At 58.3% G+C, this 10,637-nt stretch carries 8 protein-coding genes; 3 read left to right on the forward strand and 5 right to left on the reverse strand.

Translation table 11 applies throughout. The features are described from left to right. Together ABIB91_RS35715 and ABIB91_RS35720 are read right to left on the reverse strand one after the other, a co-directional pair. A partial coding sequence (locus tag ABIB91_RS35715; RefSeq protein WP_354171531.1) for a sugar phosphate nucleotidyltransferase occupies positions 1–245 on the reverse strand: 245 nt, incomplete at its 3' end. Positions 246–269: 24 nt separating this feature from the next. Beyond that, a complete protein-coding gene (locus tag ABIB91_RS35720; protein WP_219684441.1) occupies positions 270–1,277 on the reverse strand; it encodes an NAD-dependent epimerase/dehydratase family protein in 1,008 nt (335 codons plus the stop codon). A gap of 307 nt (positions 1,278–1,584) precedes the next feature. On the opposite strand from ABIB91_RS35720, the gene ABIB91_RS35725 reads away from it, so the two are divergent. Then, positions 1,585–2,658, forward strand: coding sequence for a glycosyltransferase family protein (locus tag ABIB91_RS35725; protein WP_446479886.1), 1,074 nt, complete (start codon positions 1,585–1,587; stop codon positions 2,656–2,658). A gap of 1,489 nt (positions 2,659–4,147) precedes the next feature. Here the strand turns inward: ABIB91_RS35725 and ABIB91_RS35730 are convergent. Next, the gene (locus tag ABIB91_RS35730; protein ID WP_219684440.1) at positions 4,148–5,371 is read right to left on the reverse strand and encodes an acyltransferase family protein; all 1,224 of its coding nucleotides are present in this window, start codon (positions 5,369–5,371) and stop codon (positions 4,148–4,150) included. A 1,001-nt stretch (positions 5,372–6,372) separates the two neighbouring features. On the opposite strand from ABIB91_RS35730, the gene ABIB91_RS35735 reads away from it, so the two are divergent. Both ABIB91_RS35735 and ABIB91_RS35740 read left to right on the forward strand, forming a co-directional pair. Beyond that, a complete protein-coding gene (locus ABIB91_RS35735) occupies positions 6,373–6,663 on the forward strand; it encodes a hypothetical protein (protein WP_007595273.1) in 291 nt (96 codons plus the stop codon). Positions 6,664–7,281: 618 nt separating this feature from the next. Continuing rightward, the gene (locus tag ABIB91_RS35740; protein WP_007595274.1) at positions 7,282–8,433 is read left to right on the forward strand and encodes a glycosyltransferase family 2 protein; all 1,152 of its coding nucleotides are present in this window, start codon (positions 7,282–7,284) and stop codon (positions 8,431–8,433) included. Positions 8,434–8,474: 41 nt separating this feature from the next. Here the strand turns inward: ABIB91_RS35740 and ABIB91_RS35745 are convergent, their stop codons facing one another. Next, positions 8,475–8,969, reverse strand: coding sequence for a thiol-disulfide oxidoreductase DCC family protein (locus ABIB91_RS35745; protein ID WP_007595275.1), 495 nt, complete (start codon positions 8,967–8,969; stop codon positions 8,475–8,477). Continuing rightward, positions 8,923–10,563, reverse strand: coding sequence for a hypothetical protein (locus tag ABIB91_RS35750; RefSeq protein ID WP_219684439.1), 1,641 nt, complete (start codon positions 10,561–10,563; stop codon positions 8,923–8,925). The genes ABIB91_RS35745 and ABIB91_RS35750 overlap by 47 nt, the downstream gene beginning before the upstream one ends. Positions 10,564–10,637: the final 74 nt, after the last annotated feature.

A 10,637-nucleotide genomic window follows, 5' to 3' on the forward strand; every position in this document is an offset into this window, starting at 1 on the left:
ATCACGTCGGCCTCGATGCCGATTTCGGCGAGCTGCTCCAGCACCATGAAGCGGTAGGAGGCATTGGTGATGACGATCGGGCGATCGAACAGCGAGGCCTCCGAGACGCGCAACAGCGTGTCCTGGAAGGTCGAGCGGGTGCCGAACAGCGGCAGGAACTGCTTGGGCCGCACCTCGCGCGAAGCCGGCCACAGCCGCGTTCCGGCACCGCCGCACATGATCAGGGGGATAATTTTTTGGGACACGTGTGAGCTACTCAAGAGAGGGGTTTATACGCGGTGATAATTTCGATACCATTCGACAAAGCGGCCCAAGCCATCCGCCAACGGCGTCGAGGGCGTGAAGCCGACGTCGCGTTGCAGGGCCGAAATGTCGGCGCGCGTCTCGAGGACGTCGCCAGCTTGCATCGGCAAAAGCGTGCGGATCGCGGGCTTGCCGATGATCTTCTCCAGTGTCTCGACGAACTCGATCAAATTGACCGAGCAATTGTTGCCGATGTTATAGACGCGATACGGCGCATAGCTCGACGAGTTTTCTGGCTGCTCGGCGTTCCACGCGGGATTCGGCGTCGCGGGCCGATCGAGGGTGCGGATCACGCCCTCGACGATGTCGTCGACATAGGTGAAATCGCGCCACATATTTCCATGATTGAAAAGCTTGATCGGCTCACCCGCAAAGATCGCGCGCGTGAAGAGCCAGGCGGCCATGTCGGGCCGGCCCCATGGACCATAGACAGTGAAGAAGCGAAGGCCGGTCACCGGCAGCTTGTGAACATGTGCGAACGTGTGCGCCATCAGCTCGTTGGCCCTCTTGCTCGCGGCATAGAGACTGACCGGATGATTGACCGAATGCTCGGTCGAATATGGCAAGGTGCGATTGGCGCCATACACGGAGCTCGACGAGGCGTAGACGAGATGCGCCAGGCCGTGGCGCCGGCCGGCTTCGAGCACGGTGACGAAGCCATCACAATTGGCGCGGATGGTGGTGATGGGATCGTCGATCGAAGCGCGCACGCCGGGCTGCGCCGCAAGGTGCACCACGCGGTCGGGCGAGACCTCGTCGAACACACGCGCCACCGCAGCGAAGTCTGCAAGATCGATCTCGTGGAATGTGAAGGCGTCATGCTTGAGCGTCTCGAGGCGAGCGCGCTTGAGCGCCGGATCATAGTAGGGAGTTACTGCGTCGATGCCGACAACTCGTTCCCCGCGCGCAAGCAAGCGCTCGCAGACATGCATGCCGATGAAGCCGGCAGCGCCGGTAACCACCACGGGGGCCAAAATAAACTCCGTTGTCCGTCCTCATATACCGCATTGCCAGACTGAACCGGTAGAGGCAAGGGTTCAGCATTGGAGAACAGCCGCCTCGCATCGGCAACCTTAATGCCGGGCGCTTCGGTTGTCAGCCTTCCCAATTAACCAGAAGGGGCGCCCTCTGCCTGCGGACGCAACATCGGACGCGCGTCCATAAAAGGCTGCCCGCTGCCCGGCAAGACTTTCAACAAGTGTTCCCCGGGAGCACCGAACGAACAGCGCGATCACGCGACCGATGTCGTCATAATTCCGTGCCTTCGGGCTGCTTCTTTCCGTGCTCACATTTGGTTCGAAAGCACACATCGCGACCACGCTTTATGGCATCGACAACCCGAACGGCACAAAATTGAAGCATTTCATCAACGGCCGCTTTCTCTCGCAAAAGCTGACCGGCGTTCAGCGTTATGCCGCCGAACTGGTCAAAGCGATCGATGCCCTGCTTGCGTCCGACCAATCGCCCGCTGCCCTCAAAGGAGCCGAGTGGCAATTGCTCGTGCCGAGCGAGACGAGCGAAGCGATCAAACTCACCCGCATCAAGGTCCACAAGATAGGACGGCTGAGCGGACATGCCTGGGATCAGATTGAACTCGCGCGCGCTGCCGCTGGAGGTCGCCTGATCAGTCTAGCCAATGCCGGACCCGTCTTTCATCGCGATCATATCGTCGTCATCCACGACGCACAGGTCTTCCGCCGGCCCGATTTCTTCAATTGGCGCTATTTGGCCGTCCACCGAACGATGGGTTGCCTGCTTGCACGCCGGGCCACGATCGCGACCGTATCAGCCTTTTCTCGCAATGAACTGGCTGCAATGCTTGGCCTTTCGAAAACGGACATTCCGATATTCCCAACAGCGCAGAGCATTTCGAAATCCACAACGCCCGATCCCAGTTGGAAACAGCAGCGGCGCATGGCGCGGCCAGGCCGCCTCTGCCTGCCAGACGCACTCGAGGCCGGCATCGCTCGCCAGCGAACACATCTCCGCGCCTTGCGCCTTGATGGTCGCGGTGAGCCCGCCGCTGCGGATCGTGTGGGTGTTTTCGCTCGTCTGCGAGCCATACCCGCACGCCGGCCGGCAACGGGATCATCGTGGCCGTCCATCAGTCAGCGCTGCCACGACTGCGCTCAGCGTCGCCGCGTCAACTGCGCCCGTGATCCGCATCCGAGCCCCGGCCGAGAACTCAATCTCGATCGCACCGCAGCTTCCGGAGGGCGCAGTCAACGATCGCCGGTCGGGCGCAATGGACACTGCCGCAAAACGGACTTCGCCATCCTGCCGCTGCATCGGCTCCGGGCCGCAAGGCCGCCTGTGCGCGCCTGCCCCCGCCAAGCCGTAACCAGATTGCGGTGAACGTCATGTGGCCGAGCGACCTCGACAACAGGTGGCCCCAGGCGCCAGACTCTCCTCCACAATCCGAAGCTTTTCGGCACTTGTCCACCGCCGTCGCCGCTCTGGACCGGATAGAACCGTAACCGTCGTCCCGTTTGCTCAGTTGCTTGCGAATTAATGAGCAAATCATCTCACGCTCGAACCGATCCGGGAAGGCGGCCTCCACCCGAGGCATACCTTTCGCGTGGACTTTGCCGAGGGTGGATAATGCGAGCGCACAAAGATCAGTTCCGCTTGCGACTGCGACGCAGCAACCGTGACAGTGCAGCTGAGCTCAGCTCCAATTCGATCGAAAGAAATGGGGCAGCTGTTCGGCAACACGCATACTCTTTTGGAGGAGCCGAGCCGCCAGTTTGGAGGGCCTGCGGCCCTCATATTGGTTCCGAGCTGACTATCGCAAAATGCGAAGAAAATCGGGTTGCAATCGATCAAATCATTTCGTTTGATACTGGGACAACCTTTAAAACTGAAGCACTAGAGCGGTTGTTTTCCGGCCCGCTACCCAGACTCCCCATTTTGCTCGTCCTTTTTCAGCAGGTAGTCATTTCCAGGCAGCTATGAGTAATCGAAGTCAAGTTTATAGTCGTTCGGCTATTCTGCGTCAGAGAGTTCAGAGGCTGGTCACTCTCCTTACGGAGCTGCAGAGACTCCGTCACCGGGTGCAACGGCTCAAAGAGAGAAGGCGTGAAAGTCGAGGTCGCGCCAAAGGCGTGAGTCGCAGAAGACATTCCCGGCGCTAGCGGACCTGCCGGGTCCGCGCGAGCCACCAGGTGTCGATTCCAAGAGTTGCAGAATCCAAGGTGGCGCCAACCCCAGCGGATGGACCCTCGCATTTTGCCAGTGTGACATAAGCGAGAGCTATTGCATCACCGCAGTTACGACGTGCCACCGCGCGATTGTTCGAAGATCCGGATCAAAGTCATCTGTCACGAGCCGATTTAGCCACGTCCGCTGCCCATCAGCTCCGACGCCCTCGCCTCAAGCCCCTCAAGGGAGACCTCGCCTCAAGCTTTTGACCGCGGTTTCGTGCCGCTCGAGCGAGGTCTCGCCCGAATTCAGCAACTTCCCAACCTTGCTCAGCCATCGTTTCAGGTCCCGAGCAATGTCCGTGATTGTCGCCACCTACATTTCTAGCCAGAAAGCCAACGTCCCGGCTCGCTGCTGATCCAAGCGCACAAACGCGCGCTTACCAGCAATCAAGTACTCACGCCCACCTCTGATAGAGGAAGTGCAGCTTGAGGTTTCCGCACAGTCAAAACATCAGCAAGGGCAGCGCGATTTCGATGGCAGCTGGCGATACTCCGCCGCAGTAAGCCAGATCTAGTGAAGGCTACGAAAGGCAGCGCAACGACGACACCGGCCGCGAGAAGTGGAAACCAAATAGCAAATTAGCGACCCGAACCCGATATGCCAATGGCGGCATCGCACGTGTTCCAATAGAAATTGTCTTTCAGGACGATGCAGAGGCCTTAGAGTCGGCATGATCACCAATGAATCCCTGATTGCCGGGGACCTCGTTGGATTTTGTGTTGCGCAACAAGAACAAAGCCCTCCAATCACGCTGATGGCCAAACTCAATATAGCGGTAGCTCAAAGCACTCAGCGCGATCACTATCGTGAGATATGGCAATGATAATCGAAGCGTGTCTTTTAACGAAGAGGTATCAGGCGGGATCATTTCAACCATAATGGCCGAATGCCACGCATAGATGCTGTAGCACATGCATCCGACGACTTGGACTGGCCATGCTTCGAACAAGCGATTTGCGGACCAGGCCCCGCACAAGACCGCCAGCAGCAGCATGGAAAACCCGGCGCAAAAGATCGTGGCATAGAGAATGCTCACAGCCCAGGGGCCGTTATCCTTGAGATATATGGCGGCAATCATCAGCAGCAGTCCGGGCAGCAGCCCGCGCGACTGAAATCTCCTGGCTGAAACGCTGTCCCTGGACTTGACGTAGAGATCGCAAGCCAACATTCCGAAAATGAACTGATAACACGACCCGAATATTCCGCCCACAAACGGGCGAAACATCCCAATCCGATCCACCGCGATAAGATGCCCAGCCACCACGAAAGCTGAGCAGATGACGACGCTCGACAGCAACAGCCATCCAAGGCCGATGCGCGCGATCAGAAGAATCAGCAGCGGAAACAAAAGGCTGAACCAGATTTCAACGCCTACGGACCACAATACCGGATTGGAGGGGGGCATAAACCCATGTGGCACGAAAATGAAAAGCGTAGATAGAAGCCCGCCGAGCTCCAAATACCACGCGTGCGATCCAGCAGGCGACTTGGCATGGAGTGCAACCGTCACCAGGACGACCGTATAATAAAGCGGAAGCAACCGGACTGCGCGATGCCAATAAAAATGTGTGAAGTCGGCGAGCCGATCGATGGTTCGCTTCTTTGTGCGATAGGGCAGGTACAGAACGAATCCGGAGAGCACGAAAAAGATATTTACGCCGAGGAAGCCGTGCTTCGCGACAATGGCTAGGAAACCGTTCGGATCAAGTTCTCCGGGAAACGCCGGCGCGCTGGATGTGAACGGAACAAGCAAGTGAAAAAGAATCACCATCATGATGGCGAGTCCGCGAAAACCGTTGACGGCCCCGATTTTCTGCGCGGGGCTGTCGGCTATGATGGTGGAACCTGGGGATTGCAATGACAAGACGGCGATCTCAATGTTCGTGGCTTCCTGTTGCGATGCTCGCTACGTTGAGCGAGCTGTCAATAAATGGCTGTCGCATCACTTTCGAGGGCGATGCCAGACGGAGGGCACATTGACCAGCAACTAGGCTCAGGCGAGCACAGCCCAACTCGGACTCGGCGAACGACGTGCCTTCAAATCGTCAATTACGGCAGCTATCAACGATAGGATAAAGACGGCAGCAGGTTGACTGTGAGGCAGAATTATGAGCGGACACGTATAGTTTAATGGGAGGCCTCCTCATCATATTCGTTCTGCTCGCGATTGGCTTCGCTGCCGGCTATGCCACGCGCGAGCTGATCTCTCGTAAGCGGCACACTGAGTACTTGAACTTGCAACCCTACGTTTCCCCCGTGCTCAGAACCAGGCAACCGTCTTCGGATGAAAGCACCAGGACGCGATCCGCCTCATCCCATCCCGCAATGCCTGAGCGGACGAGCCATGACATGCCTCAGTCGTTTCAAGGCATATCCGTCGGGGAGCCGAACCCAGTGAAACCCGCCCGGCCTGCCGGCGCAAACTTGCGTCTCATCGAGCCTCCTTTGTCTAAGCCCGACACGCGATCTTTGGAGTCCGTGGAGATTGAGCAGAGCCTCGAAGAACTGGTCGGGCTCCTGCTGCGCAAAAAACAGGAAAGGTAGGCCGCTCGCCCTCCCGGGGCGTGTTGGTCACAAGTCTCTTGCGGCATCTGCGGGTCGGCCCGTTGCCAGGTCGACCACTTCGCGTCGAAGAATTAAACCCCTGGAACAAAGCACCAGATTTCGGAGAGACTGGGGTCAAAGGAACCGGGTCAATGGCCGAACACGTTCCGGGAAAGAACCGCCCGCCCGCAGCGCAGCGGCAGGCGCACCAAAGATTGGCGTCCGCTGCGCAAAAGTGGTATGTGTTTAGCGGTTCTGTGGCTACAATACGGCCTGTCATGCGTCCGGAACATCTCTGGTGCAAGAGCAGGAGGGCAGATTTTGATCGTGCTGATGATTGCCAGCGCCGTGGCGGGAGTTGTTCTGGGGCGATTTCTTCGCGCATACGCGCTTATTCCCGCAACGGCGCTGATCCTAGTTGCATCGTGGTATTTGGGCCTCGAGCAGGGTTTCGCCACGGGCGCGATAGCATTCGTCGCTGGCGCGGTGATTTTGCAAGTCGTCTATTGCGCGAGCCTGCTGATCTATCTGCTCATCGCGAACCTCTCGGTGCTCGACCAGGTGCAGTCGGAGGCATCACCGCAGATGCCTGAATCGCAAATTGCCTTCTAGTCAGCCCCTATCATAAGCGGCCAGCGAGGATGTTGTGCTCTTAGCCGGTTCATTGACACATCCTCCTGTAGAAGCTCCGCACCTGATTAATTACCATGTAGATCATCCCGCAGGGCCGCATTCCTGGTGGTGTGCTTGTGAGCGCGCTTCGTTTACGCGGCATGATCCCGCGCACGAGTGATGCTCCGCACAAGCTGGTGGCCAAGCGCTAATCTGCTCAACCGAAAGATCTCCTGCACCCAACTGAATACGCGTGTGAATGCGTGGCGGAGGCTCCTTCCTTTGACTTTGATGTCAGCTCCTTGAAACTTCAGTGGCTGTGTTGCACAAAATCAACTGGCGCAAATGCTTTCGGACGAGACGAATGCGCAACAAGCTGCCGCGACACATCACTGTATGCTCAAGACGTTTGGGAACGAATGGCGATGCAATTTATTTAGAACCGGCGCGAAGCCGCCGGCCGATATTCCTCGATTGCAAAGAAGAGGCGCACATTGTCCCTCACCACGGCTTATGAGGCTAGATCAACCCGTTGGGACATCGTGACCGTCCATAGCACCTATATTCGCCTTCTTTTATCGTAAATAATGCAGATGTGATCGGTTGGCTGGACACTCTATGGAATTGCTGGCGAGAGCAGCGGCGGGCGGGAACCGCGCGCAGAACGCGTTACAACAGTCGATTGTAAGGGGTCAAGCGGCTGTCGTGACGCCAACGCGATCACGGACCAAGCAGCGCCCCGATCCGGTCATTCACCGGATCGACACCCGGCCGCTCGACTTCGGCGCCGATGAGATCGTGGCTGTCGGCAAGCTCCGGAACGAGATGCTGCGATTACCCGATTTCCTGCGCCATCATCGCCGGCTCGGGGTCGGACGTTTCCTCGCAATCGACGACCGTTCGGATGACGGCACGCGAGCATTCCTGCTCGATCAGCCGGACGTTCACGTGTTCGAGATCCGGGAGCCCTTTGCAGAATCAAGTGGTGGCGCGCGTTGGACCAGCGCCGTGCTCGACCAATTCGCGCCAGGACGGTGGGCGCTGACGCTCGACGCCGACGAACTCTTTGTCTACCCCGGCTGCGAAAATTTTGATCTTCGATGGCTGTGCCGTTATCTGGAGAGCGTCGGCGCTGATTGCATGACCGCGGAGATGGTCGATATGTATCCACGCTGGCTCGGCGGTCCGGAACGCTACCATGCCGGCGAGAGCCTCGTCGCTTTCTCCTCCTACTTCGATTCCGATACCTATGTGAAGCGCCGTCGGCGCGGCTTTCCGACCAGCTACCTGGTGGGTGGTGCGCGAGCGAGGCTGTTTTATGACGAACCGATGCCGCCGAAGATCGCGCTTTACGACGCACTTGTACAGTTGCTTGAGCCATATGGGCTGGCGCGGCTGCTGCCTGCAGTTAACATCACGCGCTGGCAGCCACCGCTGCTCACTAAAGTGCCGTTCGCGCGCTGGTTGCCTGGCCGGCGCTATATCGCCGCCGGTCACCTGATGGCTCCGCCAGGCAAGCCAGGCGACGTCACAGGCGCCCTGCTCCATTTCAAATTTCTCCACGACTTCACCGATAAGGTCGCAATCGCGGTCCGTGAGGGGAACTACTATCTCGGATCGGTCGAGTATCAACGCTACGCGGAGCGGCTCGATCAGAATCCGTCATTCGAACTCATCTATCCCAAAAGCCTGATCTACCAATCATCCGACGATCTTGTCCGCTGCGGTCTGATGCGTCTCTCTCCGGCCTACCAGGCCGCGATGCGATAATCCTGACGCACAGGAGTCGCGCTGGAGCCTTCCTCCAATCGTCACCGGACCCCGTCGTCGTGCTTGATGTCTTCGTCGGAAGGACCGACCGGTATCCGCTGCTCTGGAGCATTGATTTCAACGATCAGCTTGCGGCCGAGAACTCGAAGGAGAAGCTTCCTTCCGCGCACCAGCGCCGGATAAAGTGCCCTTGCGAGGCGTGGCCGGGAGAACACGAGTCGATTGAGGCGATTGAAGACTGTCGCCTTGCCGGCAAGCGTTGCCAGCAGATGCATTGCATCGGCCCCATGGTAATGCTGCCCACGCCAGCGAACCACCATGCCTTCATTGAAATCGAGGTTGCGCGCGCGGATATCGCCTATGATTGGATGCTCCGAACGCGCGTCGATCAGGTGAATGCGCTGCCCACGTTCCCGCAACTGGTACAGCAGAACATAGCGACTGCATAACGGGCATTCGCCGTCATAGACCACCCAGATATCGTCATCGCTATGGGGCAATTCGATAATCCGTTCGCTTCCGAACGTCGCGCACAAGCTTGCCCTCCACCAGACCGAGGCATACTGAGTCCACCACATAGTGATAGGCGACAATATCGTCCATGGTCAGCTTGTTGAATTCTCCATACAGCCATGGATTGGAGAGCATGTGGTGCGGATAGGCATAGAAGCTGTTGTTGTCCTTCACCCAGGGATAGACACGGAAAAAGCGATCCGTCTCGCGCACTAATTTTTCCACCGCCTCCATGGCTACGCCTGTGTCCTGACGCGGAAGCATCTCCGGGCCGCAGGTAGTCGCGTCGTGCCAAGTCGCAAGATCGTGGTTGTTGCCGCCAACGCGAGCCCGGAAATGATTCTCAGGGATGTACATGGTTCCGGTTCCGATCATGTACGAGTAGATACCGAAATACGTGGAAGGCGCGAGAATCTGGCGACCATCCCGAGTCTCGACGAAAAGCCGCGGGCTCGCCAGCTTCGGCCCGTCCAGCCATCCAAGGTAATTGGTGTAGAAGAAGAGCCGGCCACAGATGATTGTCACGACCATCACAACCTTCATCGCCGGGGTAAACCCACCACGTGGCAGCGTGCGTGCCGCGGCTACGATGAACAGGTTGAGCGCAATCCAGAAGAAGAACAGAGCCCCGAGCGTGAAGTACACGCCGATGTGGAAGATGTCGAACAGCAGGCAGAAGAACGACAGCACGCGCGTCGAGATCGCACCCAGCGGCGACAGGAGCTGGGCACCCAGCACGAAGACGTTGAAGATCAGCTGGTTGCTCGCGATCGCGTCCCAGATCGTCTGCAACGCGCCCGGCCATAGGCCGAGAGGGGCGTCGCCGCGTTCCAGTCCCATCAGGATTGAGGTTTGCGTGGGATTTGCGAGCAGCCAGGTCCATGGCTTCTCGCCACCAGCCTGCAGCTTTGAGATTCCCGACCAAAAATAGCTGCCGAGATGCGCCCCGACGGCGCACGCCCAAATCAAGCCATAGGTGCGATCGCGAAGCTGCGTCACGTTGTCTGCGGAAGCGAACAGTGTGCGCAGCCGCGGCACGCGATCGATCACCGGGGCGCTGGTGAGGACGATCGTGCCGAGCACGCCAAGGACGACGAAGTTACCGATGTCGAGCATGCCGAGATAATCGGTCTCGGTCACGAAGATGCTGGACACGACGCTCACCATTTCGCGCCATGCATGATAGAAGTAAAACAGCGGCAGCAGAAATGAAGGTCGCCAGATCGCGGCTATTCCTGCCACAACCGCAAGCACCGCACCGTAGCGGAAGAACAGTGTTTTGTCGCTCGAGCCGAACAGGATGTTGGGAGGCCCCGCAAAAGGCCCCAATGAATCGAACAACAACTGCACGAAGATCGCCATTCCGATCGCGACGGCCGTGATCCGCAATGGCGGCGAGAAATCACGGTAGCGAATGGAGTTGAAGGCGAGCGCGCCGGCAAATGCCAAGCAAACCAGCACCAGTGCGTAAATGTCAGACCAGCGCGCGAGATGCGTGACGGCCCGCCGCGAAATCGCCGAAAGAATGACGGCTACTGCAAGGAGGAAGAGAGGTCCCGCAAGTGACGTGACGCCAGACCGGGTTCCCTGCCGTGATGCAACGGTATACAACGTCATCCCGTCTCGAACTCCGGTGCTTCGCCATCGAGATCAACCGAACATATAGAATCAGCAGCGGTCTGCAAACATCG

It is taken from the genome of Bradyrhizobium sp. JR4.3, from assembly GCF_040547695.1.
In the GTDB taxonomy this organism is placed as follows: domain Bacteria; phylum Pseudomonadota; class Alphaproteobacteria; order Rhizobiales; family Xanthobacteraceae; genus Bradyrhizobium; species Bradyrhizobium canariense.